This is a genomic window from Burkholderia sp. AU31652 (genome assembly GCF_002223155.1).
In the GTDB taxonomy this organism is placed as follows: Bacteria; Pseudomonadota; Gammaproteobacteria; order Burkholderiales; family Burkholderiaceae; genus Burkholderia.
This window is the reverse complement of sequence record NZ_NKFG01000005.1, coordinates 240,758-266,286: the sequence shown is the minus strand read 5'-3', so window position 1 is coordinate 266,286 and position 25,529 is coordinate 240,758. Positions and strand designations below refer to the sequence as shown.

The window sequence follows — 25,529 nt, the reverse complement described above, 5'->3', positions numbered from 1 at the left end:
GCTTACTCCTTTGATTCATTGAGCCCGGGCAATGTGCAGCGGAAATCGCTGCCACTTGCATCCTTGAGGCTGCAGGTGTACCGATGCCCGCCCTGGTCGACCGTGATCTGCGACAGCAGCGTCTTGCTGACGATCGAGAACAGGCCGTTGCGATGCGCGACGTCCCCCGTCTCGACGATCTTGCCGCTGACAGGCTTGCCATCGGCATCCTTCAGGAAGCCGCTGTAGATCATGTTGATGTCGACCTTCGCATTGGCCGCATACACCTGGCCCGGATGCGCGCGGACGATGTTGGCGGGCACTTCGATATTCATGTCGAGCTTGTCGTTGTTGCTGTACACGCGCGCGAATGCAACGTCGGAATACGTATTCAACGGCACCGCATAGGTGCTGCCGCCGCCCACCGGATTGCCTTCCACGTTGAAGCCGTAGTTCATTCCGTCGAGCTTCGGCGTGCGCAGCAACATCGCGCTGCCGCCATTGCTGTAGCGACCGAATGCGACGCCATCGCGGCTGGCCGCGACCATGCCGCGATAGTTGAAATCGACGTTGGAGGCATCGCCGTTGTAGCCGACGTTCAGCGACGCCTCGCCGCGTGTGCCCGAACGCGAGCCATATACGTTCACGCCGTAATCGGAATTGATGCGGTTGCCCGTGACCCCGAGCGTCGTCGTACCGAATCCGTCCTGGAAATCCTTCCGGTAGTCGCCGCTCAATTGCGTCTGGCCGCCGGAGCGCGCGGCGCTGAAGCTCGCCTGAACCTTATCGAGCTGCATGGTCATGTTGAAATACACGCCATATCCGTCGCTCGTGCGGCTGAAGCTGCCCTTCTGCACGCCGAGCGCGAACGTTGCCCACAAACCGTTCGGCCGATAGTTCCAGCGCACTTCCGCCTGGTGCGTCGCACCGAAACCCGACTGCTGGTAGTTGTAGCCGACGGTCGCCTTGCGCAGCGTGCGGCTGTACGACACGCTGGTGCTCGACGTGCCTGCATAGAACCGCGACACCTCGTTGTTCAGATAATGACTGGCCGAAAGGCTGCCGAGGGCTTCGCTCGATGCGGCCATGCTGACGTAGCCGCCCGCCTTGCGATCGCCCGCCAGCACGCCGAGCGTGGGGGTGATGTCGACGTCGCCAATCTGCGTCGGGCGCGTGACGTTCACTTCCGCCGCCCAGTCGCCACCGCGGCCGACGAGCGTCGACGCGTTCATGTAGAACTGGCGGAAGTTCCGGCTCATCGCGGCTTCCATCAGGAAGCCGCCGCGCTCGCTCATCTCCTTGCCGACTGTGAAATGCCACGCATTGCCGCTGGCGGCGCCGAAGTTGACGTTGTTGATCTCGCGGATTTCCTGCGTGATCACGTTGCCGTTGCGGTCGACCAGGCGCACCTGCACCGGGTAATAGCCGCCGGGCAGATCCGCGAAGCTGATCTCGTTGCGGCCGAGCACGGCCGGGCGCTTCATGATCAGGCGGCCGTTCCGGTAAAACTCGTAGTTGCCTTCCGCCGTCGCATACAGCACCAGCGAACCCGCGCTGCGATCGACCTGCAGGTTGCTCTGGCTGCCGAATGTCACGAACTGGTCGAAACTCGGTGACAGCAGCGTGCTGACCGAACCGGACGCGTAGTCGATGCTGTTCTGCTTACCAGCCCGCACGTAGGTTCGCGCGAAGTTCTTTTGCAGGTAATACGACGAGACGCCCTGCGAGCCGTAGCTCGAGCCGCGCGTTTCCGTGCGGTTCGCGTACCAGCTGACGTAGCCGAAGCTGCGCGACGGCAGGCCGACCCAGGTCGCGCCATTCAGGTTGGCGGCGCGATAACCGTCGGACGACGCGCGGAAGTCGACCGACTGGTTGTTGACCAGGCCGAAGCTCGTTTGTGGTGCGAAGTAATCCTCGCGCGTATCGCGAATCGATATCGAGCGCTTGAGCTTGTCGATCGTGACGTAATAACCCTCAACCTCGATATCGCAGCCCTTGCTGCACCGCTTGTAGTCAACCTTGGAAATGACGTTGCGAATAATATCGACATCATCCGGCGAAACGCCGTTTGCCGCGTACTTTGCCGCGTCGAAATCGAGCGCTGCTTCCGTCGCCGAATAACGCACGAAACCCGGCAACGTCTTGCCGTTGAACGTCGCGACATAATTCGCGCTATCGTCCATTTCAGCGGCGCTGAACCCCTCAGGCACGCCATACGACACCTTGACTTCGGCAAACGACTGCGACGAGATGAGCACGAATGCACCGAGCCACAGCCTATTGAACGGAAACGGAGCTCGATAGGTCAACACGCTATTCTCTTGGCAACAGGAACGAAATCGGAATCCAGAGTGGAAATGCCACCTGGGCGCAGAAACAAGGCGCGGGAGCGAAGCCCCCGAGGCGGGGCTTCGCGAGGGAACTACTGAGAGTTACTTCGTGGCCGGCGTATCACCACCGCCGGCTGCCGCGACCGGCTCGAACACCATCACGAGATCGCCGCTGTAGCTGCCGTTGGTGCTGTTCGAACCGACCATCTTCGGTGCGTCGACCTTGATGTTCACGTTGTGGATTTCGTCGAAGCCACCGTTGCCCGCGACCGTTTGCTTGATCGGCTGGACCGCGCCGAACTTGACTTCCTTTTCACCCGCGGCACTGCCGAGCGTGATCACCGGGCTCGTCATTTCGTAGTTGCCATTCGACAGCTTCAGCGGCTGTGCGAGCGAAATGTTGAAGTCGGAGTTCTTCGTGAACACGCGGATCGGCAGCGACTTCGAGAACTTCGTTTGCGTGTAGTCGGTGGGCTGCAGCTCTTCCGTGCTGTACCACGTCGAGCCGTCCGGCTTCGACACGAAGATGCCGTCGTTGATCTGCGCGGTCAGCGTGATCTTCTTCGACACCGATTCGGCTTGAGCCGTGTGCGCCATGCCGAACAGTGCCGTGGTGACGCCCATTGCCAGAACGAGTTTGCTGAGTTTCATCGATGGATCTCAATTTAAAAGATTGATTTACGGAGATCGAATACCGACTAATTAATCAATCAGTATTCAAACGTGTGGAAGATCAATTCCACTGACGTAATTTTCGATGAGCAGCTGCAAGTGGGCGATAGGACAACCTTTCACAACGACTTCAAAATACCTAGTACAAGTATGAAATTAAAATATTTGTCGCGTTAATTCGTTGATTGTCAGGCCGTTTTAAAGATTTGTTCGTACCGGTCGTGCCACGGCGGGCGGCGGAACACCATCACGATGACCTGTCCGCTCATCGGACAGGCGCATCCGTCAATGCGCTGCGGGGCCACGCGATCGCGACCCATCCCCGTGCGGCGCGCTTGTTTTCTTTTAATGAAGTCGCCGCTATCCGATTTTGCTGCGGGTCATTTCAATCCGCGCGTCGAACGGCATCATGGCGTGCTGTCCGACAGGTGGGCGATCCTTGACGATCGCCGCGGCAATTCAATGGCCGATCCGCTCCAGTGCATGTTCGATCTCGCCCCTGAACGCGTCCCAGTGCGATTCGAACGCCGCCGCGCCGCCCGTATTCACGGTCGTTTCCATCTGTGCACACGCGTCGCGCGCGACACTGTCGCCGGCCAGTGCGAAACCGCCGCGCATCGAATGCAGTTCCACTGCAAGCGCATGCGCGTCGCCGTTCGACAGCGCCGCCTCGATCGTGCCCAGCGAGCGCAGCGTGGCTTCGCGCAGGGTGCGGCGAATTTCGCCGGTGACGACCGGCGCCTGCACACGCGTATCGGCCTGCGCGTGCGCCGCCGTCTCGCCGTGCCGCCCGTCATGCCGACGCAGCACCGCGTCGAGCACATCGATCGACAACGGCTTGAGCACCACCTCCGCCGCGCCCACCTGCACGCAGCGGCGCCGGTCTTCATCGGTCGCATGCGCGGTCATCGCGATCACCGGGACCTTCGCGCCCTGCTCGCGCAGGAAATTCGCCAGCGCAAAACCGTCGAGCTGCGGCATGCTCAGATCGGTCAGCACGATATCGAACGGATGCACGAAATACGCGCGCATCGCTTCCATCCCGTTCTCGACGATCGTCGCGTCGTGGCCGAGCGCGTCGAGCTGATCCCGCAACAGCGCGCGGCTGGCCGGGTGATCCTCGGCCACCAGCACGCGCAGCGGTTCCACGTCATCGCGCTGGTCCGGCGTGCGCGCATCGTGCGCCGCATCCGGTTCGGGCTCGATGCTCCGCCAGCCGGCCGGTGCCTCGGGCAACGGCAGTGTTGCCGTGAACGTCGAACCCTCGCCCACCCGGCTCTCAACCGTCAGTTCGCCGTGCATCAATCGCGCAATACGGCGACACAGCGGCAACCCCAGCCCGGTGCCGCCGAATCGGCGATAGATCGACGCATCGGCCTGCATGTAGACGTCGAACAGTGTCGGCAACGCGTCGTCGGGAATGCCGACGCCCGTATCGCGCACGGCGATTTCGACGTCGCGCACGCCGGCGTCGCCGCGCGCGAGTCGCGCGTCGATCGCGATGCCGCCGTGCTCGGTGAACTTGATCGCATTGCCCACGAGGTTCGACACGAGCTGGCGCAAGCGCGTCGGATCGCCGATGTAGCCGTCGGCCAGGTCGGCCGCGACACCGCATTCGAGCGCCAGCCCCTTCGCTTCCGCGAGCGGCCGGAAGATCGCCGCGACCTCCGTCAGCACGCGCCGCGGATCGAACGGGATCTGCTCCAGCGTCATCTGGTTCGATTCCGCCTTCGACAGGTCGAGCACGTCGTTGATCACGCGCAGCAGCGCATCCGACGACGACACGATCGTCTTCAGGCGGCGCCGCTCGACCTCAGGCAGTTGAACTCGCTCCATGAGCTCCAGGTTGCCGACGATCGCATTGAGCGGCGTGCGGATTTCGTGGCTCATCGTCGCGAGGAACGTCGATTTCGCCTTGTTCGCATCGTCCGCCGCGATGCGCGCTTCCCTCAACTTGTCTTCCGTCAGCTTGCGGGCCGTGACGTCGGTCAGCGTGCAAAGCAACACATCGACGCCGCGGAACTTGGTCCTGACGACGTGAACGGCAAGATAGACCGTCTCGCGTCCCGCCCGCTCGACGGCGAACTCGTGCTGCACGATGCGGCGCCGGTCGCCTGTGCCGTCGTCGCGCTCCCGATAAGCCTGCCAGATGCGCTTGCCGAGCGGCAGCCCCGTTGCGTCGCTGTCGTAGGCAAGCACGGCTTCGTTGCACACCACCGTATCGCCGTCGGCCACCGACAGCAGCAGCAGCCCGGCCGGCGCATGGCGAATCAACGTCCGGTTGAACGCCTCGCTTTCGATCAGGCGGATCGCGCGCCGGTTCGCCGGAAGCAGGGCGCGACGGTCGAACAGGACGATCGTGAACCAGAGCAGCGCAATGCCGAACAGCGCCGTGCCGAGCGTCACGCTCACGCCGACCCACGTCGCTTTCGCCACGCTGCGCCACGAGAAAGTCGTCATCAAGACGAGACTCGAATCGGGCAGGCGGTCGCTGACGACGAACCGCGTGCCGACCCGGCGCACGGTCACGTGCTTGCCGAACGGATCGCGTGCGCCGGCCAGCGCGTGCCCGATCATCGCCGGATCGCGCAACCGCCCGAACACGATATTCCGGCTCGCATCGACGACAGCGACATCCTCGTCGTCCGAGTCCGGCGACATGACGTCGCTGAGGTTGAACGTGCCGGCGAACACGAGCCAGCCGAATGGCCGCCCGGCTTCATCGTCGAGCCGCCGGGCGAACCGCACGAGCGTGCGCCCGGCGATCGGATCGAAGCGGCGATCGAGCATGAACGTGACGTTCTCCATGTCGGGCTTCTGCTTCGCCGCACCGGTGGGCATCAGCCCGGCAATCAGCGCCGTCACGTCCGTATCGGGTGGAAGCGCACGCGTGCGCGCAACGAGCCCTTCGCCCATCACGGCGAGGAACGGTGCGTCGAGTCCGATCAGATAGCCGCCGAAGGGTTCGGCACCGGCCGGCTGAGGCCGATATCGCGTATACGAACCGACCAGCCCGAGCACGGTGCCGAGATACCGCGTATAAGATTCGGCGGAATGGCCCGCCCCGATCCCGGCCAGCAAAAAGATCGGCTGCCCTCCGCCCCCGGTCCGCACGGGCAGCCGGCCCTGCTCCGCTGAAAATGAGTGGAACGCGTCCGGCGACGGTTGCACGTCCCGGTTCCAGACCTGTTCCACCCGGTTCCCGAGGTCCAGTAGCAACCGGTCCGTGGTCCGCTGCGTCGCGTAAAACACGGTTTCGCGCTGCAGAAACGTCGAACGCGCGCGCGAGTAATAGTCCTGCACGTCGAGCCGCACGACAAGCGCCGCACAGACGAGCATGAACAGCGTGACCGCCGTGCCGCCGCCGTACAGCAGGAACTGCTGCTGACGCCGGACCCGGTGCGGATCGAACGCCTTGTTGCCGGTCACGGCCGTGGCCGCGTGCGACGCGAGTCTTTTCAGTTTTGCGGGCATGGATCGTTATCGGCGGCGCCGGACGGAAAGGTCACATTCGGTGCGCATGGCGTCCGGCTTGCCGCCCGGCCGGACTGTCCGCCGTCGTGCGGTGCGGCTTCCGATGCATCCGGCATGACGATGCGCGGCGTACTGGCTATTCGCCGGCGGCCGGGCCATCGGGCGCCGCCACGTCGGCCAGATTGCCGTCGCTCGCATAGCGGATCAGGTCGGCGTCGCGCGCGATGCCAAGCTTCTTCATCGCGCTCGTTTTCTGCGAACTGATCGTCTGCTTGCTGCGATGGAGCTGCGTGGCAATCTCGCCGACCGTATAGCCGGCGCCGAACAGCCGCACCACCTCGATCTCGCGGATCGTCAGCGGGCGGCTCGTATCCGACGTGCCCGCCGACTCCAGCAGTTGCTTGATATGCGGCGACAGGTAATTGGCGCCGACGTATGCCGCGTGCACCGCGCCGACGAGGTGGGAAATCGCATCCGACTTGCTCAGGATGCAACCGACGCCCTGCTTGCGGATCGCATGCAGCACGCTGGGGTTGTCGATCATCGTGATCGTCACGAGCTTCAGCGCCGGGTAGCGACGCTGCAGGAACGACAGCAGCACGAGCCCGTCGCCGAACTTGCCGCCGGGCATGACGTAGTCGACCACCAGCACGTCGCTCGGTTTCTCGTCGAGCGCCGCCACGAGATCGGTCGAATTGGACACGGAACCGACGAGCCGGATCGTGCTGCTGTCGGCAAGCGCCTGCGACATCCCGATCGCGGCTGATGGGTGGTCGTCCGCCACCATCACACGCACAAAGAATTCATCCATCGTCCCATTTCTCCCCGAGGCTTTTGATCGCGCACTCACCGACAGCCGCAGGATGCGGGCGGGCAACCGTTCCGGTTCCGTTCCATCCAACCGACGGGCCGTCGATTCGACCCGCCGCATTCGACACATCGGAGAATGCAAGCGCGACTCGATTTTAAGATAAAACGTGGGCAAGACCGTAAGCATCGGCCGACAGGCTGATGCTTACGGTAAATCGCGTCGCCGTGCGACATGCCCTGCACGGGCACGACAGCCGCGCGCGCGCAGGCTGTTGCCGATCGGCATGCCCTTCCGGGCCGGCACTACGCATGTGTACGAGACACGCGCCGACGCATGCAGTGGCTTCCCGGGCCGGAACGCAGCGCCGGGCTCGCCCTGTCCCGTCCCGATCCCTGTCCCATTGCAACCACTCGCGCAGCAGCGAGCCGGCCGCGCATCGAGCGCTTGCCGGCATCCGAATCGCCGTTAGGGTCGGTGGACACCTTCGCCCGATTCGCCCCGTTCCTCGATCGTCTGCTTCCATTCGGTGATCGCGCGCCGCTTCTGCATCGGCGACATGATCAGGAATTCGTTCATCCTGCCGAGAAAATCCCGTCTGGATTTCTCGGGAAGCGTGGCGAAATCGAGCAACATCACGAAGACTTTCACCATGTAGCGCACGGTCTTCCCCTCTTCTCACCTGATTGATCTACGCCGCCGTAGCCCGTGCGACGCGCTGCCTTCCATCCTTCGGACCTCGTCGGGCCCGCCCACGACAATCGACACGCGTTCATGCCGTGCCACCGTGTGCGAAGTGCGCAACGTCCTGTTCTTGTGTCCCGACTCCCCGCTCCGGCGCACCGCGCCGTCGAGCGATGCCTGCCAACGCGCCGCGCAGGTGCGCGAGCGTCACCGGTTTCGTCAGCACGCAGTCGATGCCCGCGTCCGCATACTGCCGCCGGTCGGCGGGCGCGACATGCGACGTCACGACCACCACGTCACCGCCCATGCCGAGATCGCGCACGGCGTTCGCCAGCGCGCAGACCGACATGTCCGGCAGGCCGGCGTCCACCAGCAGCATGTGCCACGCTCCGGTGGCCAGCAGGTCGAGCGCCGCTTCGGCCGACCCGGCCGTCTGCACCTCGCAGCCCAGCACGTCAAACTGCTCCCGCAACAGGGTGCTGGTGACGGAATCGATGCCGGCGAGCACCACACGCCATGCGCCCGGACGAGCGGCTTCCACGTGCGTGCCCGCCGGCCGTTGCGCGGCAAGGCCGCCGGTGTCGGTCATCGCTTGCCCGAGCGCGGCCTTGAAGCCACTCAGCGCATAACTCGACACGCGTATCGTCCTGCCCGCCCGATAGGCTCGCAGCGGGCCGTCCGGCGTGGCGAGCACGACCGGGCACGCGCCGCCCAGGCCGTCGAGCTCCACGCGCGACCAGGCGTCCGAATCGCCGAACAGGACGATCGCGGCAGCCCGCGCACGACTGTCAGCCGGGATCAGTGCCGGGCGCTCGTAACCGTGGACGTCGAAGCCCCATGCGCGCAGATGCGGCAACGCGAAGCGCTGCCATTCCGTGCGCCCGACGACGATCACCGGCGCGCGCACGCCGCGCGCGGAATGCGCGTCGAGCGGCACGACCGCCTCCCCGAGCGGCACCGTCAACGTGAAGCGGCTGCCGGTGCCCGGTACGCTCGCCACGTCGATCCGTCCGCCCATCGCGACCGCGAGGCGATCGCACAGCGCAAGCCCCAGCCCGGTGCCGCCATAGCGGCGCGTGATCGACGCATCGACCTGCGAGAACGCCTTGAACAGCTTGTGCCGATCGGCGCCCGCGATGCCGATGCCGGTGTCCTCGACCGCGATCGACAACTCGGCGTCGCCGCATCCGGCCGACGCAATCGACACGCGCACCAGCACGTGCCCGCTGGCGGTGAACTTGATCGCGTTGCTCAGCAGGTTGCCGAGCACCTGCCCGAGCCGGGTCGGGTCGCCGCGCATTCGCTGCGCATCGCTCGCGTCGATTTCGCAGAACAGCGACAGCCCCTTCGCCTTCGCGACCGGCGCGAACGCGCCGAGCGTGCGCTCGATCACGCCGATCACGTCGAATTCGATCGCTTCGACGGTCATCGCACCCGCTTCGATTTTCGAGAAATCGAGGATGTCGCTGACGAGGCCGAGCAGCCCCGATGCAGCGGTACGCAGCGTCTGCACGCGGCCGTGCTGTGATGCATCCAGCGCGGAACGATCGAGCAGTTCGAGATTGCCGAGGATCACGTTGAGCGGCGTGCGGATCTCGTGCGTGATCGCCGCCAGGAACGACGACTTGGCCGCATTCGCCGAATCGGCCGCGCGCACGGCTTCCTCGAGTTGACGAACGAGTTGCCGCCGAGCGGTGACGTCGGCAACCGCGACGATCAGCACGTCGATCTCCTGGTAGCGCGCGCCGCTGGCGCTCACCTCGAGATGCAGCGGCGCCGCGCCGGCATCCGCATCGGCCAGCACGAAATCGGTCTGCATCGTGCCGCCGGCCGCGCCGCCTTCGATGAACGCGTCGTAGCGCGCCACCGCCTGCGCGGACAGCGCGCGATAGTCGCTGCCGAGCCGCGCGAGCATCTCGGCCAGCGCGGGGCTGACGAGCATGAAGTGGCCATCGGCGCGCGAGATCAGGCCGAGGCCGATCGGCGCCGTCTCGATCACGCTGCGGCACAGCGCTTCGCTGTCGAACACGCGCTGCGAGCGCGCATAGACGGACGCGAACACCCGGCGATGGAAGCGCACGAGCAGGATCCACATGATCGCGATGGTGAGCAGCGACGCGCCGAGCAGCAGGCTCGCCCGCCACGCGACGTTCGCGACGACGTCCGTCCACGGCAACGCATACGCCAGCGTCCAGCCCGTTGCATCGAGGGTGCCGTGGAAAATCACGAAGCCGTCGCGGAACGCAGCCTGCTCGGGCTTCGTGCGATCGCGCGACGGATCGAGCGCCAGCAGGCGGCCGGTGCGTGCTTCATCGCCGGCCACGCCGGCGCTCGCCGCGACGAGACGGTTGTCGCCGGTCGTCACGAAGAATACGCCGTCGACCGGATGCTCGATCTGCCACGACAGCAGGTGCTCGGGCGCATATTCGGTGACGAGCACCGCGAACGGCTCGCCGTCGACCTGCGCCTGCGCGGCGAGCCGGATGCGCGCGGCGCCCGATATCGGATCGACGAACGGCGGCAGCCAGTGCACGTGCGGGCGGCCGGTGGTGCCGGCCGCCTGCGCCGGGCCTGTGCCGAAATCGATCCGCAGCGCATCCATCACGCGCGCGCGGCCTTCCGGCGTCGCAAGCACGCCACCGCCGGCGCCCGAATCCGGCACGAGCCCGAGCAGGCCCGTGCGCGTGCTGTAGTGATAGCCGACGAGCGTGTGCCCGCGATTGATCGAACTCGCCGCGCAGATGCGCGCCAGCAGCACCGACAGCGACAGGTAGCGGGCCACCTCGGCTCGGTCGGCAGGCTGCTCCGATACGCCGAACACGACAGATGGATAAGGCTTGATCGCGGTGCGCTCGCCCGCTTCATAGAACGCGTCGACCACCTCGTCGGGCACCGGCCCTGTTTCGCGCCAGATCAGCTGTGCATTGGTCACGCCGTTGCGGAACGACGTCTCGCTCACCTTGATCTCGTTGAGCGTCTGCACCATGCCCGTCAGGAAGTTGTGCCGCTCACCATCGAGATAGCCGTACACGATCGAACCCATCCCGAGCGCGCAGGCGATCAGGATCAGGATCGTGACGACGATCCCGCCGCCGAACACCGAGATGTTCTGATAGCGGCGAATGGATTGGAGCGGACTGTTTGGCATGTCGCAATGCGACGACGCCGGGGCACCGGAACGCGTCTGCATCCGGCTCCGGTATCGCGGACGAAAGTGGCCCAGGGAATTGGAATGCCACGATCATGCCAAACGGTTTTCCTAAAATCAGTCCGAAATGAACGGTTTAGTACACGTCCAATATAAATTAATTACTATTTGGAACTTGAACTAAATCCCCATCCCGATTCGGTCAGCGAGGGTCGGAACGACGTACGTGATCGCCGGGTCCGTGCCGGATGCAAAAAAGCAGGGCAGTGCCATTCTCCGGCCCTCGCCCCGCTTCGAAAAAATGCCCGGCCGGCGGCTGTCGCAGCCGCGTCGTTCGCTCAGTTCTGCGTGAGCGGATTCAGCGTCGTGCACAGGAAGCCCGTGCAGTTCTTCGGCGTGAAATAGAACGATGCCATCGCGAGCGGCGGCGTAGCGCCGAGCGCCATGTCGCTCAGATACGCACTGCCCTGCCCGCCGAACGTGTTCGCCTGCTGGACGAAGCTCGCGCCGGTCGACTGGATCGCGGCCGACTGGTACGTGAAGGTCGGCGACTGCGTCTGGTCCTTCACGTAGACCCATGAGATCGCCGCGCCGAACGCCATCGCACCCTTCGCGCGATACCCCTTCGCCCCTTCGCTGTTGGCCTGCGCGATGAAGTCGCTGACGGTCGACGCCGGCGCCAGCGCGTCGTACGTATAGGTCGCGCTCGACGCGTCGTTCTTCATGTAGATGTTCGCCTGCACCGATGCCACCGCGATCGGCCCCAGGAACCAGTAGCCCGACTGGCCCTGGCCGTTTGCCTGCGTGAGGAACGCATTCGCGTCGGCCGGCAAGCCCGTCGTCGTGTACGTGTACGTCGCCGACGAGCCGCCGTCCTTGCGATAGAGATCGCCGTACGTGAGCGGCCCTTCGTAGCGGTAGCCGCCCGCCCCTTGCGCATTGGCCGTGTTGACGAAGGACGTCAGGTCGGCCGGGGCGTTCTGCAACTGGTACGTGTAGGTTTGCGCGGTGCCGTCGTTCACGAAGATCGATTGCGTCCCGCCGTTGCTCGCGCTGTAGAAGTAGTCGCCCAGATAGCGGTAGCCCTTCGCGCCTTCGCTGTTGACCAGCGTCAGGAAGCTCGCCTTGTCGGCCGCGACGGGCTGCGCCTCGTAGCGCCACGTCAGCGTGGCGCCGCCCGAGCCGCCCGAGCCGCCGGAACCACCGCTGCCCCCGCTTCCCGTCCCGCCCGAACCCGTGCCGCCGGTTCCACCGGTGCCGCCGTTGTTGCTCGAGCCCGATCCGCCCGACGCCGCGGGCGAGGAATCGTCGCCGCCGCAAGCGGTCAGCGCCAGACAGGTCAATGCGATCAGGGCAACGGCTTTCATCGGGATCACCTCAATGCAAAAAGGACGAACGAAGCCGGTACGCGCGGATCACGCCGCGCACACGGACAGTCACGAATCAGGAATCACGAATCGGCCGGCGGTGCATCGCCGGCCCGGGGACGTCAGTTGACCTGCAGCTGGCCACCGCGGCCGAGGCCGCCCTTGACGTCCTGCGCCTTGTAGCTGCGCAGCGCAACGACCATCTTGTTGTATGCGTCGATGAACGCGACAACGGTCGCCTTGCCTTCCGGCGTCGACGAGAAGCCGGCGAGCGCGCCGCCCACGCCGCCGCCGAAGCCGCCCAGCGCCGCACCGTAGTTGGTCGCCGTCGAGCTGCCTTCCGATGCCGCGATCTGCACGGCCGAGCGCACGTCGAACAGCGTCAACGTGACGACCGAGGCCTTCGTCTGCAGGTGGCCGGCCACCGCCGCGACCGCGCTGTTGCCGATCAGCCCGCCGATCATGCTGCCGATGCCGCCGATCGGCGAATCGTTGATGACGATCTGCGGTTCCATGTAATAGTCGGCCGCGACACGCTGGCCCTTCTGCTGCTTCGAGCCCGCACGGTATTCGCCCGAGTTGCGCTGCAGCTGCGTGATGCGCGACAGGCGCGCGTCGCTCTTCTGGTTGCCGATCGACGTGATCACGAAGCAGTTCGACTGTTGCACGGCCAGGCGCAGCAGCGGGTCGATCGTCGTCATCTTGGTCGCGCTGCCGAACGGGCCCCACCAGTCGGCGTTGCGCCCGTCGTCGACCGCGATCGTGCCCAGCGGCGACGTGCAGCGCTGCAGTTGCGAATCGGCGCCGGCGCTCGCGCCGCCGGCCGCCGCGCCCGTCACGCCGGCGTTCTGGCCGCCGGGTGTCACCACGCCGCCGCAGCCTGCCACGGACGCGCACAGCGCTGCCGCCAGCGCACCTTGAGTGAGACGTTGGGAAAGGTTGGTCTTCATGTCGTTGTCGATCGATTTAGAGTCGTTGTTCGGCTTATGTGTTCGTGCGAACTTCGATAAGCCCCCCGGCTGGCGCGCGATGGTGGTCTCCCCGCGACTGCCCCCGTTGCTTCAGGCCCGGTCAGTAGTACCAGTACGTCTGTTGCCAGACGCCGTAGTACGGATAGCCCGAGTACCAGTAGCCGTAATAGCGGTCACGCCATTCCGTGCGCCATTTCCAGTCTTCTTCGTCTTCCTTCTTGGCCTTGCGCGCCAGATCGAGCAGCTTCTTCGACTCCTTGTCGCCGCGGCCGGCCGCGATCGACAGCCACTTCTCCGCTTCGCGCGCGTCGGAGCCCATTTCCTCGAGGCCGAACAGGTAGAAACTGCCGAGCGCCTTCTGCGCCTGCAGGTCGCCACGCTCCGCGGCCTCGCGCATCCACTTGAGTGCCTGGTAGCTGTCCTGGCGCACGCCGTCGCCACGGAAATAACGCAGGCCGAGGTCGTAGGCGGCCTTCGGCTGGGTCTTCGCGGTCTGCTTCAGCGCAGCGATGCGCGGGCTTTCCTGGTCTTCCGAATCGTCCCTCTTTTGATAGGAGACCTGATCTTTAGGACGGTCGGAACAGCCGGTGTCGTCGCAGATCCGCACCGTGTTGCTGGTGAGGGACGGATCCTGCGCGCACGCGGCCAATAGCAACAGCAGCCCCGGTGCGATCAAACGGCGGTACATTGTTACTTTCCTCAGGTTTTATTGGCGCCGCAATTCTTCGAGCTATCCCACCCCCGTGAGCTCGCACCCGGTGGCGTGCGGCGCAACGGATACGATCCGCCGACGCCGACACGCACTCCAAGGCTCTCTCAGGTTCTCTCTTCGAATCGTTCCGTCACTGCTTCATTGCTGTCGCTTTTCGTTGTTCCGGCTGTTGCCGGCATCGATCTCCAAACATGACGCGACAAACAATAGTGACGTGGTGAGCAATAATAATGAAGAAAAAAGGCATGTCAAGGTCATTCGCTTTTTCAAAGCTTGCATGACACGTCAGTTTTGATATGCTCACCCTCGCCAAAAACCCCTGGAGACCCCATCGAGATGCCCAACAGCGAGCAGGCCAACGTCGATCTGATCACCGCCAACAAGGTGCGCGACCTACTGAACCGGAACGGGATTCCGCCGCGAAGTCACAACACGACGATCGCGAACGTGCTCGGCCTGAGCTTCTCGGTCGTCACGCGCAAGATGAAAGGCCTGATCCCGTGGAACCTGTCGCAGTTGCAGGACATCGCGACGCACTTCGGCGTGCCGCCCGCGATCCTGCTCGACGACAAGGGCACGCAGCCGGCCGCCGCCGAGATGATCGACGCGACGCTCGTGATCGAGTCGCGGCGCTTTCGCTGCCGCGCCGCGATCTCGACCAAGGCCAGCAGCCAGAGCGAGACGGATTTCGTCGCGCTGCAGTGGCAGGGCGAGTGGCTGATCACCGAGCGTCAGCACGCGCGCGAGGGCCGCACGTATCCGGTCGACGTCATCGAACTGCGCTCGACCCAGCCGAACGTGTATGCGGCACGCATCGCCGTGGTCGACGATTCGCAGGATGTCGCTGAAACGGTATGTGAATATTTCATCGAAAAAGGCGTGAACGCGATTCCGTACTTCGACGGCGCGGCGTTCCGCAAGGCACTGGAGGTCGAGGATTTCGACGGCTACATCCTCGACTGGATGCTCGGCGACCAGACCGCCGCCGAACTCGTGCGCGGCATCCGCTCGAGCGAGAACAGCGGCGCGCCGATCTTCCTGCTGACCGGCAAGATCTCGACCGGCGAAGCCAGCGAGGACGAAATCGCGCACATCGTGTCGCACTACAACGCGCGCTGCGAGGAAAAACCGGTGCGCCTGCCAATCCTGTTCGCCGAAGTGGCGCGCGAACTGAAAATCACGCTGCCGGCCACGGCCGCCGCGAACTGAGACCACAACGACACATCACCATCGCACGACCGAGGGCAAGACATGCGAATCTCGACCATCTGGACCAAGTGCCTGCTGACGGCCTGCCTGCTCGGCATGGCCGCCGCGACCTGGGCTGCTTCGTCGTTCACGTTCACCGTCGACGGCAAGATCGACAAGCACAACCAGCAGGGCAAGACAGCGTACGTGTTTTCCGAGCAGGCGCTGATGGCTCTGCCGCAGCACACGATCGTCACGTCGACGAGCTGGACGCCGAAGGCGGCCTTCACCGGCCCGCGCCTGTCCGACATCCTGAAGACCGTCGGCGCGCACGGCACGCAGATCGAGTTTCGCTGCATCGACGAGTACACGTTCACGATTCCCGTGTCCGACGCCGATCGCTACGGCGTGATCCTCGCGCGGACGATGAACGGCAAGGTGCTCGGCAACGACAACTACGGCCCGCTGTGGATCATGTACCCGCGCGACCAGTATCCCGATGAACTGAAGACGCCGCTCGGCGAAGCCAAGTTCGCGTGGCAGATCATCGGCCTGACGGTGAAATGAAGCGCCGGCGATGGAAAAATAGAAAAATCATCCTGGTCCTCGGCGCGCTGTGGATCATGGGGTTCGCCGCGTGGGCGTTCCTGCTATGGGACCTCCTCGCCACCTCGGTCAACGAAGGCGTGCTCGAAGGGCCGCGCGAAGGCGTGTTCTGGACCGCCGCGCAATACCGCAACGTCTATACGCGGTTCGACCGGCAGTTGATCCTCTACGCGACGCACCAGGACGACGACTTCAATCACGTGCAGATGCAGCTCGACAGCCTGTCGGTGTCGTTCGGCTTTCTGCAGCGGCCGTCGGAAGTATCCGAATACTGGCTGCGCATCCCGCGCGCGCGCAACGAGATCGACGCGCTCGGCGAATTCATGACGCGCCTGAAGCGCGAAGTCCCGTTGCTGCGCGATTCGCCGAAAGACGCGCAGCAGGTCATCGACGAGGTCAATGCGTACTGGCCGAAGGTCAACGGCCTCGCGAACTATTTCCGCGCGATCGAGATGGCGCAGCGCGACTTCACGTTCCATCAGTTGAAGGAAAAGCAGCGCGCGATCCTGATCCTCGGCATCGTGCTCGGCGTGATCCTGTGTGCGCTGTTCCTGCTGCTGTTCTATACGATGCGCACGCGTGACGACCTGCTCGAGCGGCAGGACGCGGCGCTCGACGCGGAACGCAAGGCGTCCGACCGCGCGTTCGAAATGATCGAGGCGAAGAACGCGTTCCTCGGGATGGTCAGCCACGAGTTGCGCACGCCGCTGCAGGCGATCTGCGGATCGGTCGAGATCCTGCTCGCGCGCCCGCAGTCGGAGGCGAACCTGAAGACGATCCGGCGGCTGCAGAATTCCGCGTTGTCGCTCGAGGCGCTCGTCAAGGATCTGACCGACTACATCAAGCTGCGCTCGACGAAGCGCCTCGCCGAACGGGAAACCGTCGGCATGGCGTCGCTGCTCGCCGAGGTGCTCGACCCGCTGCGCGAGAAGATCGCGGCGAAGCGGATCGCGATCGCGCAGCAGGTCGAGCCGCACGACCTCACGATCCGTTCGGATCGCAAGCTGCTGCGCCAGGTGCTGTCGAACCTGATCGAGAACTCGGTCAAGTACACGCTCGGCGGGTCGATCGACGTGTCGATCACGCTCGCCGACGCGCCGGCCGGCCAGCAATTGAAGATCGCCGTGCGCGACACGGGCGCCGGCATCGCGAAGCCGCACCTGTCGAAGATCTTCGAGCCGTTCTATCGCGCGAACGACGCCGTCGGGCTGCATGTGGACGGGATCGGCATGGGGCTCGCCGTCGTGCGCGAAATCGTGACGACGCTGCGCGGGCATGTGGACGTGCGCAGCGTCGTGGGCGAAGGCAGCGAGTTCGTCGTGACGCTGCCGGCCGAAGTGCCCGGCATCGACACCGCCGGCCACGCGGCCGGCGACGCGCTCGCGCTGCCGCACGCGGCCGTACACCGCGACCGGCGCGCGCTGGTGGTCGACGACGACGACAACGCTCGCGAAACGCTCGGTGCGATGCTGTCGGCGCTCGGCCTCGACGCCGATCTGTGCGGCACCGGGCAGGGCGGCGTCGCGCGCTTCGGTACGGGCCATTACGACATCGTCGTGATCGATCTCGAACTGCCGGACTTGAGCGGCTTCGAAGTCGCGCGGCGCATTCGCACGGTCGCGGTACCCGACGACGACGGCCGGCATCCGGCGATCCTCGGCGTCAGCGCATATGAATCGGCCGCGCTGCGCGAGAACAAGCAGGTGTTCGACGCGTTCCTGCCGAAGCCCGTCCACCTGCGCGAACTCGGCACGCTCGTCGAGAAGCTGCTCGCCTGAGCCGGTGTGCCGGCGAGGCGCCGCTTGTTGCCGCTTGTTGCCGCTTGTTGCCGCTTACTCGCCGATCAGGTGCAGCACGATATCGCGGCGGTGCGCCGCGCGGCGATGCTCGAACAGGTAGATCCCCTGCCATGTGCCGAGCACCATGCGCCCCTGCTCGACCGGGATCGACAATTGCACCTGCGTGAGCGCCGTGCGCAGATGCGCCGGCATGTCGTCGGTGCCTTCGGTATCGTGCTCGTAGCGCGTGGTGTCCTCGGGCGCGAGCGTCGCGAAGTAGCGCTCGATGTCGCGCTGCACCGACGCATCGGCATTCTCCTGGATCAGCAGCGATGCCGAGGTATGGCGACAGAACACGGTGAGCAGGCCGGTGCTGATGGCCTGCTGGTCGACGAACGCGCGCACCTGCGACGTGAATTCGACGAGGCCGCTGCCGCGCGTGTCGATGCCGATATGCGTGATCGCCTGTTGCATCGTCGTGACCTCAGGCAAGTGCAGCGAAGCCGTCGGCTTCGATCTGCTTCGCGTCGGCGGGGCGCACGACGCGCGCGACTTCGACACCATCACGCAGGAACACCAGGGTGGGCCACAGCTTCACGCCGAACGAGCGGCCGAGCGGGCGGCCCGGGCCATCCTCGATCTTCAGGTGCCGCACGGCGGGATGCGCGGAAAACGACGCGACGATCGCCGGCTGCGCGCCCGCGCAAATCCCGCACCAGTTCGCGCCGAATTCGATGACGGTCGGGCCGCCCAGTGCGTCGACTTCCGCGCGCGTCGGCGCGTTGGCGGTGTAGCGTTGCTCGGTATCCATCAGGCCCTCGTGTGCGTTGGCGGAGCGAGGCCGCGCGTGCCCGTGTGACGCGGCGGGCGCGGCCTGCGATCTCCTACTGTAGCGGAAAAGCGCGCGCGATGCCGGGCGGTCCTGCCCGGTGCAAATGCCGTTCCTGCCCCCTCCGGAATGACACGACAAGATTCGGAGCGCCGTGCCGTCGCGACAGGATCAGCATGCGGACTGATCCCTCAACGAAGGCACCGATCATGAACGCTCCGCATTGCGTCACCGAACCGAACATCCTCTATTTCGGCACGCCCGTCGTGCTGGTCAGCACACTGAACGAAGACGGCACGGCCAATCTCGCGCCGATCTCGTCCGCGTTCTGGCTCGGCTGGCGCGGCGTGATCGGCATCGCCGCCAGTTCGCAGACCACCCGCAACCTGCTGCGCACCGGCGAGTGCGTGCTGAACCTGCCGTCGTCGGCACAGGCGCACGCGGTCGACCGGATCGCACGCACGACGGGCACCTACCCGGTGCCGGACGGCAAGCGCGCGAAGGGCTACGTGTACGAACCCGACAAGTTCGGCACGGCCGGGCTCACCGAGGCGGCATCGCAAACCGTCGCGCCGCCGCGTGCGCTCGAATGCCCGGTGCATATGGAAGCGGTCGTCGCGGCCACGCATGGGATCGGTGAGGAAACGCCGGACGTGCGTGGCCACATCCGCGTGTTCGAGTTGCGCATCCAGCGCGTGCACGTGCATCCCGACCTGCTGATGGACGGTCATGCGGACCGCATCGATCCGGACAAGTGGTCGCCGCTGATCATGAGCTTCCAGAAATTTTACGGCCTTACGCCGCATCAGGTGCATGCCTCGCGGCTCGCCGAGATTCCCGAGCGCGCGTATCGCAGCCCCGATATCGAGCGCTCGCGCGATGCGGGCGTGCCGGCCGGTGCGGGGCGGTAGTCGCGTGGAGCGCGATGGCCGGTACGTTGGGGCAACGACCGCGTATGCCTGAACCGCATCGTTGGCGCCGGACGATAGCGCGGCGCTGGCGTGGCACACGGCCGGCGCCCGCGTGCCGGCCGGTGCGCAGAGGCCGATCGGATAAGATACGGCCGGCCATGCTCATTGGCCCCTGACCGAACCGACGGAGTGTTTTCAGTGATTCAACCGACCCAAGTATTCAAGGACAACCTCGCGCAACTGCCGGCCATCGACGGCGTCGCGCGCATCGATCTCGTCGGCGCGAACGGCGACGTGGTCGCGACCATCGAGAACCAGCCGGGCAAGCAAGGCTCGCTCGCGGTGTACCACTACCTGAAGCAGGCATTCGGCACGCTCGACGCGAAAGCGGCCGAGCACGGCCTCGCGGTGTTCGCCGAACATACGGCCGACGCACGCAACCGCCCGGGCGCGCATCCGAACGTCGATCGCCTGCTGGCCATCGTCGACGGCGGCGAAGCGCTGCGGATCGACGTCGTCGCGAAGGGCTGAGTCGTCGGGGGCGTGCAGGTGAACTGCCGGCCGATGCGCGCGATCCTGCTACGCGGGCGAAAACCCGCGATCATCGCTCCCGTACCCCTTTTCCCGGAGACAGCCTGCGTGTCCCGTTTCGTTGTGTTGCCGTTTGCCCGCGGTCTGGCTTCGATCGTTTCGATCGCGGCCGTTGCATGTGCCGCGCTCGGCGGTACGGCATCGGCCGAAACGCTGCGTACGACCTCCGATATCGCGGGCGCGTCACTGGTACCGCTCGGCGTGCTGCCGCATTCGCCGGAGAACGGGTCGCTCGACCCGTTCTGCACGCAATATCGCGCGAAGACGACCACCGCGGCCGGCCGTGAAGTCGCGAAGCGCGACTGGATCGTGACTTCAGAAGCGCCGCTCGGCCGCTACACCGTCGTCACGTTCGCGAGCGGATTCAGTGCCGGCACGAGCGCGATCTGTTTCGCGCGCAACGGCAACGTCGGCGTGTTCGACGGCACGACGCTCGTCGCGCTCGGCTACACGGCGCGCAAGGCGGGCTGGCAGCTCGGCACGGCCGATCGGCTGGAAAGCGGCGCGCTGCTGATCTGGGGCGGCGACGGCCCGGCACCGCCCGTCGGCGAGTTGCATGAAGAGAACGGTGGCCTGCGCTTGACCGGCGTCGCGGCTGAAAGCACATACTGCCAGGGCCGCGCGGTCGTGCCCAACGTGTACGGCAAGCCGCTCGACGTCGCGCGCCGGATCCTGATCGCGAAAGGCTGGCAACCGCTGCGCCCGCGCGAGAAGCCGGATGCGATGGACGGCGCGGCGACGCTCGCGAAGCACGGCATCATCGAAGCCGAAGCATGTTCGGGCACCGGCATGGGCTATTGCGCGCTGCGCTACCGGAGCGCCGCCGGCGTGCTCGGCGTGACGACGGTCGGCGGCGAGCCGGACAAGCCGTCCGCGAACACCGTGATCGATTATCAGGTGGCTTGCCGCAAGCGTTGAACGATGCGGCGGTCGCGCACGCAGGCGCTGCATCGGTGTGTGCCGTTCATACAGCGTCGAGCACGATCGGCGTGCCGCAGGCAGCGCGTCTGGGTTGACGATCGACCTCGACGGCCCGCCAGACCATCGTCCGTTCGTTCGATTGACCGGCCTCGCGCGCCCTCCTAAACTGACCTCCCTTTTACGCAGCATCCACAAAAGGGATTCCCATGCTCGACCTCTCCACGCTCGCGCTGTTCTCCGGCGCGTGTCTCGCGCTGACCGCCACGCCGGGCCCCGACATGCTGCTGATCGCGTCCCGCAGCGTGAGCCAGGGCCCGCGGGCAGGCTTCGCGACACTCGCGGGCATCCAGGCCGGCACCTACTGCCACGCGCTGGCGGCCGCGCTCGGGCTGTCGCAGCTCTTCGTCGCGGTGCCGCTCGCCTATGACGCCGTGCGCTTCGCGGGCGCCGCCTATCTGCTGTATCTCGCGTGGAAGACATTCCGTTCGGATGCGACCGCACTGTCGCCCGTCGCGTCGCCGCGACGCCACTCGAGCGCGGCGATCTTCCGCCAGGGGCTGACGACGAACCTGCTGAACCCGAAGATGGCGCTGTTCGTGCTCGCGCTGTTTCCGCAGTTCGTGCGGCCCGAACATGGTTCGATCGCCGTGCAGATTCTCGTGCTGGCGACGGTGCTGAACCTGATCGGCATCGTTGTGAACGGCGCGGTCATCCTGTCCGCGAGCCGGCTGAGCCAGCGGATCGGCGCGCGCCGCCGCCCGTCGAAGCTGCCGCAATATCTGCTCGGCTCGGTGTTCGTGGGGCTGGCGGCGCGGTTGGCGGTGGCGGGGCGGCAGTAGTCATGAACCTGTCGGAGAATCACGCTGGCGCAATCGAATTGATGAGGTTTGATATGGGAACGTATGACGATCTGCGCAAACGCGCATTGTCCGACCCCGAGTCGCGCACTGAATACGAACGACTGAACCGCGAGGAATTTGCAGCGCTCGACGCAATGCTCGCTGCCCGGCGAGCGGCCGGCGTAGCGTCGACCGATATCGTGGAAGTCACGGAGCCGAGCGCGCCCACTGTGGAGTAACACCGGCTCGCGTTCGTGGCGAGCCGGCGTGCGCCATCACTCGATACGCTGCTCAAGCGGGCGTCGGCCGGTGACAAAAGGTTCGTGACCCCGCTCGCTTGAGTCAGACGCTATCCGGATCGTCACCTTCGGACACGTTTTCAACGTGCTTGCGCGTATCCGCCACGACCTTCAACGCCCCGCTACCCAGCAAGCTCGCCGGCGTCACCGTGCGGCGGCGCCACGGAATCCGGCCGAAGTACCAGACCCGCCAGAAGCCGAGCGGATGATCGGGATTCCGGCGCAGCAGCCTGTCGAAGGTCTCGACGTCGCCGAGCACGATCCGCGTCGCATCGCGCACGACTTCGCGCACGAACCGCGAGCAGAACTGCCGGCGCGACGCAAGATTGAACCCCGTGTCGTAGACCACGCCGATCCGGCGCATCGCCGCGTCAACAAGCCGGCGCCGCTGCGCGGCATCGAGTGGCTGCTTCAGCCGCGCGATCACGCACGCGCCGCGATCTGAGCGTGCAAGAAACCGCGACATCGTCGTGACGCGCGATAGCGGAAACGTGCTCTCCGCAATCAACGGCTCACCGCCGCGCTCGCCGACGACGATCCCGACGTGATTCGTCCACGAACGCGTCGCGCTCGCCACTTCGAGAAACGGCCGCACGGTCACGCGGATGAAGACGATGTCGCCGATCTCGGGCTCGATCGGCAACCGCATGTCATGCGGATCGTGTGAACCCACGGAGAAGAGACGCCGCCGGCCCGCTTCCGGCGAACGGATCATGAGCGGCTGGCAGCCGGTATCGACACGCATACGGACCTCGCGCGAGTGGGGATGCCGCGAGCATGTCAGCCGCCGCCGCGCGCCGCATCCGCTTCTTGCGCAAGGGCGGGTATCCGCGCCGCCGGGTGGCGGATTTCGATACCCGTGCGCGTACCGCCGCGCTTCGTTCAGCGCGTCGCGCCCAGCGCCACGCGCAGCCGCTCCATCAACTGCGTGTAGTACCGCAGCACGTCGTCCTTCGGCACGACATTCGCCGTCGCGAAACGGTCCGACCACGCCGGCTTCCATTCATACGAGCCGTGCACGCTGCGATCGCCGTCGGGCGCCTGGACCAGCGAACGGATCCGCGCATCGCGGCCCGGGCCCGTATGCACGTCGAACAGCGCGTGGATGTACGTGTGATACGCGTCGTACACGTCGTCGTCGAACAGGTAGCGGTAGATATGGAACGTGCGGTCGAGGTCGCGCTTCGCGCGGATCACGTCGTCCGGCGAGATGTCCTTCCAGTAGCCGATCCACGTGTAGAAGCACAGCAGCGCATTGAGCTGCGGCGCGACCGCGTCGTACAGCGCGAGCCGCTTCTCGATCAATCGCTGGTTGGTCCACTGCACGAGTTCGAGCCGCTTCAGCCGGCGCGCGACGAGCCAGCCGAGACACGCGACCGACAACGGCGTCAGCACGCCCAGCACGAGCTTGACGATTTCCAGCGAATTCCACGGAGTGTTGATTGGCTGCATGAATGGCTCGACAAGAAATAACGCATTCGCGCCGACGCACGATCCGGCGCGCAGCGCCGCCTGCCCGATTGCGTCGACATTGACCGTTAGTTGCTTGCGCATCGAACGTCGCGCGATATCACAGGCGACATGCTCGAAGCAGCGTGATTCGTCAGTCTATCGGACGATTGTCACCGAGCCGTGACCGCTCGTCGACCCGTCGTCGTCGCGTGGCCATGCACTCGCGTCACGCTAGGTCGGGAGCGCCGACGTGAGCTTGACCTTCTGCATCGGGATGTCGGTCTTCACGCTCAGCACACCCGGAATGCGCGTGAGGTATTCCATCTGGAAACGCCGGTAATCATCGATGTCGGCCGCGACGACGCGCAGCAGGAAATCGCAATCGCCCGCCATCAGGTGGCATTCGACGACTTCCGGCATCTGCTGGACGGCCTCCGCGAAACGGTTCACCGATTCTGCGTCCTGCCCCTTCAGCCATACGCGCGTGAAGATCGTCAGCCCCTTGCCGACTTTCGCGGGATTCAGCACGGCCACGTATTTCTCGATCACGCCGGCTTCCTCGAGGAGGCGCACGCGCCGCAGGCACGGCGACGGCGACAGCCCGACCTCGTGCGCGAGTTCCACGTTCTGCATGCGGCCGTCGCGCTGGAGCGCGCTCAGGATCCGGCGGTCGATGGCGTCAAGTTTCATTGGCATCCGATTCCAAAAAATTTTCAAATCACGCGTTCAATGCCAAATTCTGAGAAAAATATGGCCACAACGCAACCCGATTCGAGTCAAAAAAGCAGACAATTCCTCCCCCGAAGGAGGAGTAATGAGCAGTAGCGTTTCAACGTCGTCAGGGCTTCGCGACAAGCCCGCCTATGTCGCCGAGATGGGCCGCGGATTGCGTGCGGCGCTGCCCGTCATGCTGGGTTTCGTGCCGTTCGCGCTCGTGCTGGGCGCGCAGGCCGCGCAGAAAGGGCTGAGCCTGTTCGAAGTGCCGATGATGACCGGCATGAACTTCGGCGGCGGCTCCGAATTCGCGGCGATCCATCTGTGGTCATCGCCGCCGCACATCGCGCTGATCGTCGCGATGTCGTTCCTCGTGAATTCGCGCCACATCCTGATGGGCGCCGCATTCGAGCCGTATATCCGCCGCCTGCCGCGCCGCCGCGCGTTCTTCGCGCTGTTCTTCATGTGCGACGAAAGCTGGGCGATGTCGCTCGCCGACGCCCGGGCGCGCTCGGCCACGCACATCAGCGTGCCCTATTACGCGGGCATCTGCATGGGGCTCTACCTGACGTGGATCTCGATGACCACGCTCGGCGCGGCGGTCGGCCCGACGATCGGCAACGTCGAGCAATATGGCTTCGACATGGCGTTCACGGCCGTGTTTCTGGTGCTGCTGCGCGGGATGTGGAAAGGAATGCGGGCAAGCCGCCCGTGGTTCGTGAGCCTCGTGGTCGCAGCGGCCACACACCTGGCCGTGCCCGGCGCATGGTACGTCGCGACCGGCGCCTGCGCGGGGCTGATCGCCGCGCTGCTGTGGGAGCCGCGCGATGCCTGATTTCCCGGATTTCAGCACGGTCGCGACGATCGTGCTGATGGCGTCGACCACCTATCTGTCGCGCATCCTCGGCTACGTGCTGCTGCGCAACCGCACGCTGAGCCCGCGGATGGCGTCGGTGATGGAGAACGTGCCCGGCTGCGTGCTGATCTCGGTGATCGCCCCGGCCTTCGTGTCGACGCGCCCGGCCGACCTGCTCGCGCTGGCCATCACGCTGATCGCGGCGACGCGCCTGTCGATCCTGCCGACCGTCATCGTCGGCGTCGTGTCGGCCGGCCTGCTGCGGCACCTGCTCGGCTGAGCGGTTCCGACCCGCCGCGCGCACCGCGGCACGGCCACCGACGAACGGGCGCGCGATGCGCCCGTTTTCACATCCGCGCCCGTCGCGCGACACGACGATCCTCACGCGGGAATGCTAGCC

General features: G+C 65.5%; 24 protein-coding genes. 10 read left to right on the top strand and 14 right to left on the bottom strand.

Features of this window, described 5'->3' with window-relative positions; genetic code table 11:
- Positions 1 to 2: 2 nt before the first annotated feature.
- The 9 genes from CFB40_RS18720 to CFB40_RS18680 form a co-directional block, all read right to left on the bottom strand.
- Entirely contained in the window at positions 3 to 2,162 is a 2,160-nt protein-coding gene (locus CFB40_RS18720; RefSeq protein ID WP_089433240.1) for a TcfC E-set like domain-containing protein, read from the bottom strand.
- Between the two features lie 249 nt (positions 2,163 to 2,411).
- Positions 2,412 to 2,960: a CS1 type fimbrial major subunit gene (locus tag CFB40_RS18715; protein ID WP_089428517.1), complete on the bottom strand. Its 549-nt coding sequence runs from the start codon at positions 2,958 to 2,960 to the stop codon at positions 2,412 to 2,414.
- Positions 2,961 to 3,440: 480 nt separating this feature from the next.
- Positions 3,441 to 6,455, bottom strand: a complete 3,015-nt coding sequence (locus CFB40_RS18710) for a hybrid sensor histidine kinase/response regulator (RefSeq protein ID WP_089432017.1) — start codon at positions 6,453 to 6,455, stop codon at positions 3,441 to 3,443.
- Positions 6,456 to 6,591: 136 nt separating this feature from the next.
- Positions 6,592 to 7,266: a response regulator gene (locus CFB40_RS18705; protein ID WP_089428519.1), complete on the bottom strand. Its 675-nt coding sequence runs from the start codon at positions 7,264 to 7,266 to the stop codon at positions 6,592 to 6,594.
- 465 nt (positions 7,267 to 7,731) lie between these two features.
- Positions 7,732 to 7,917: a hypothetical protein gene (locus tag CFB40_RS18700; RefSeq protein ID WP_174975451.1), complete on the bottom strand. Its 186-nt coding sequence runs from the start codon at positions 7,915 to 7,917 to the stop codon at positions 7,732 to 7,734.
- Between the two features lie 118 nt (positions 7,918 to 8,035).
- Positions 8,036 to 11,095, bottom strand: a complete 3,060-nt coding sequence (locus CFB40_RS18695; RefSeq protein WP_179255290.1) for an ATP-binding protein — start codon at positions 11,093 to 11,095, stop codon at positions 8,036 to 8,038.
- A gap of 338 nt (positions 11,096 to 11,433) precedes the next feature.
- Positions 11,434 to 12,462 carry a hypothetical protein gene (locus CFB40_RS18690; RefSeq protein ID WP_089432015.1) on the bottom strand — a complete coding sequence of 343 codons (1,029 nt, stop codon included), beginning with the start codon at positions 12,460 to 12,462 and terminating at the stop codon, positions 11,434 to 11,436.
- A 122-nt stretch (positions 12,463 to 12,584) separates the two neighbouring features.
- The gene (locus tag CFB40_RS18685; RefSeq protein WP_089428523.1) at positions 12,585 to 13,412 is read right to left on the bottom strand and encodes a hypothetical protein; all 828 of its coding nucleotides are present in this window, start codon (positions 13,410 to 13,412) and stop codon (positions 12,585 to 12,587) included.
- A gap of 121 nt (positions 13,413 to 13,533) precedes the next feature.
- The gene (locus tag CFB40_RS18680) at positions 13,534 to 14,121 is read right to left on the bottom strand and encodes a tetratricopeptide repeat protein (RefSeq protein WP_089432014.1); all 588 of its coding nucleotides are present in this window, start codon (positions 14,119 to 14,121) and stop codon (positions 13,534 to 13,536) included.
- 360 nt (positions 14,122 to 14,481) lie between these two features.
- Here CFB40_RS18680 and CFB40_RS18675 point away from each other — a divergent pair, with 360 nt between their 5' ends.
- Genes CFB40_RS18675 through atsR form a run of 3 tightly spaced genes read left to right on the top strand, consistent with a single transcriptional unit; the run spans position 14,482 to position 17,717 of the window.
- Complete coding sequence (locus tag CFB40_RS18675; protein ID WP_069250583.1) at positions 14,482 to 15,354, top strand: response regulator; 873 nt, start codon at positions 14,482 to 14,484, stop codon at positions 15,352 to 15,354.
- 42 nt (positions 15,355 to 15,396) lie between these two features.
- A complete protein-coding gene (locus tag CFB40_RS18670) occupies positions 15,397 to 15,900 on the top strand; it encodes a molybdopterin-dependent oxidoreductase (protein WP_069250582.1) in 504 nt (167 codons plus the stop codon).
- On the top strand, positions 15,897 to 17,717 hold the full coding sequence (atsR, locus tag CFB40_RS18665; protein ID WP_089432013.1) for a hybrid sensor histidine kinase/response regulator AtsR: 1,821 nt from the start codon (positions 15,897 to 15,899) through the stop codon (positions 17,715 to 17,717). The genes CFB40_RS18670 and atsR overlap by 4 nt, the downstream gene beginning before the upstream one ends.
- Positions 17,718 to 17,771: 54 nt before the next feature.
- Here atsR and CFB40_RS18660 read toward each other — a convergent pair whose 3' ends face one another.
- Both CFB40_RS18660 and CFB40_RS18655 read right to left on the bottom strand, forming a co-directional pair.
- Positions 17,772 to 18,191, bottom strand: a complete 420-nt coding sequence (locus tag CFB40_RS18660) for a secondary thiamine-phosphate synthase enzyme YjbQ (protein WP_089432012.1) — start codon at positions 18,189 to 18,191, stop codon at positions 17,772 to 17,774.
- Positions 18,192 to 18,201: 10 nt separating this feature from the next.
- A complete protein-coding gene (locus tag CFB40_RS18655) occupies positions 18,202 to 18,528 on the bottom strand; it encodes a thioredoxin family protein (protein ID WP_039369742.1) in 327 nt (108 codons plus the stop codon).
- 227 nt (positions 18,529 to 18,755) lie between these two features.
- Between CFB40_RS18655 and CFB40_RS18650 the strand changes: the two genes are divergently transcribed.
- From CFB40_RS18650 to CFB40_RS39145, 5 genes are all read left to right on the top strand, one after another.
- Positions 18,756 to 19,457, top strand: coding sequence for a flavin reductase family protein (locus CFB40_RS18650; protein WP_089432011.1), 702 nt, complete (start codon positions 18,756 to 18,758; stop codon positions 19,455 to 19,457).
- A gap of 198 nt (positions 19,458 to 19,655) precedes the next feature.
- Complete coding sequence (locus CFB40_RS18645; protein ID WP_041493406.1) at positions 19,656 to 19,988, top strand: DUF2322 family protein; 333 nt, start codon at positions 19,656 to 19,658, stop codon at positions 19,986 to 19,988.
- A gap of 108 nt (positions 19,989 to 20,096) precedes the next feature.
- The gene (locus CFB40_RS18640; RefSeq protein WP_089428530.1) at positions 20,097 to 20,966 is read left to right on the top strand and encodes a hypothetical protein; all 870 of its coding nucleotides are present in this window, start codon (positions 20,097 to 20,099) and stop codon (positions 20,964 to 20,966) included.
- 209 nt (positions 20,967 to 21,175) lie between these two features.
- The gene (locus tag CFB40_RS18635; protein WP_089428531.1) at positions 21,176 to 21,808 is read left to right on the top strand and encodes a LysE family translocator; all 633 of its coding nucleotides are present in this window, start codon (positions 21,176 to 21,178) and stop codon (positions 21,806 to 21,808) included.
- 2 nt (positions 21,809 to 21,810) lie between these two features.
- Positions 21,811 to 22,047 (top strand): hypothetical protein, encoded by a 237-nt coding sequence (locus CFB40_RS39145; RefSeq protein WP_256976840.1) that lies wholly within the window; start codon positions 21,811 to 21,813, stop codon positions 22,045 to 22,047.
- Between the two features lie 103 nt (positions 22,048 to 22,150).
- On the opposite strand, the gene CFB40_RS18625 is transcribed toward CFB40_RS39145, so the two are convergent.
- The 3 genes from CFB40_RS18625 to CFB40_RS18615 all read right to left on the bottom strand — a co-directional run bounded on the left by CFB40_RS18625 (position 22,151) and on the right by CFB40_RS18615 (position 24,249).
- The gene (locus CFB40_RS18625) at positions 22,151 to 22,852 is read right to left on the bottom strand and encodes a YebB family permuted papain-like enzyme (protein ID WP_089432010.1); all 702 of its coding nucleotides are present in this window, start codon (positions 22,850 to 22,852) and stop codon (positions 22,151 to 22,153) included.
- A 137-nt stretch (positions 22,853 to 22,989) separates the two neighbouring features.
- A complete protein-coding gene (locus CFB40_RS18620; RefSeq protein ID WP_069252831.1) occupies positions 22,990 to 23,559 on the bottom strand; it encodes a hypothetical protein in 570 nt (189 codons plus the stop codon).
- A 231-nt stretch (positions 23,560 to 23,790) separates the two neighbouring features.
- Positions 23,791 to 24,249: an Lrp/AsnC family transcriptional regulator gene (locus tag CFB40_RS18615; RefSeq protein WP_006486309.1), complete on the bottom strand. Its 459-nt coding sequence runs from the start codon at positions 24,247 to 24,249 to the stop codon at positions 23,791 to 23,793.
- Positions 24,250 to 24,373: 124 nt separating this feature from the next.
- Here CFB40_RS18615 and CFB40_RS18610 point away from each other — a divergent pair, with 124 nt between their 5' ends.
- Together CFB40_RS18610 and CFB40_RS18605 are read left to right on the top strand one after the other, a co-directional pair.
- Complete coding sequence (locus tag CFB40_RS18610; protein WP_089428533.1) at positions 24,374 to 25,108, top strand: AzlC family ABC transporter permease; 735 nt, start codon at positions 24,374 to 24,376, stop codon at positions 25,106 to 25,108.
- Positions 25,101 to 25,409, top strand: a complete 309-nt coding sequence (locus CFB40_RS18605) for an AzlD family protein (RefSeq protein ID WP_011356491.1) — start codon at positions 25,101 to 25,103, stop codon at positions 25,407 to 25,409. The genes CFB40_RS18610 and CFB40_RS18605 overlap by 8 nt, the downstream gene beginning before the upstream one ends.
- Positions 25,410 to 25,529 lie beyond the last annotated feature (120 nt).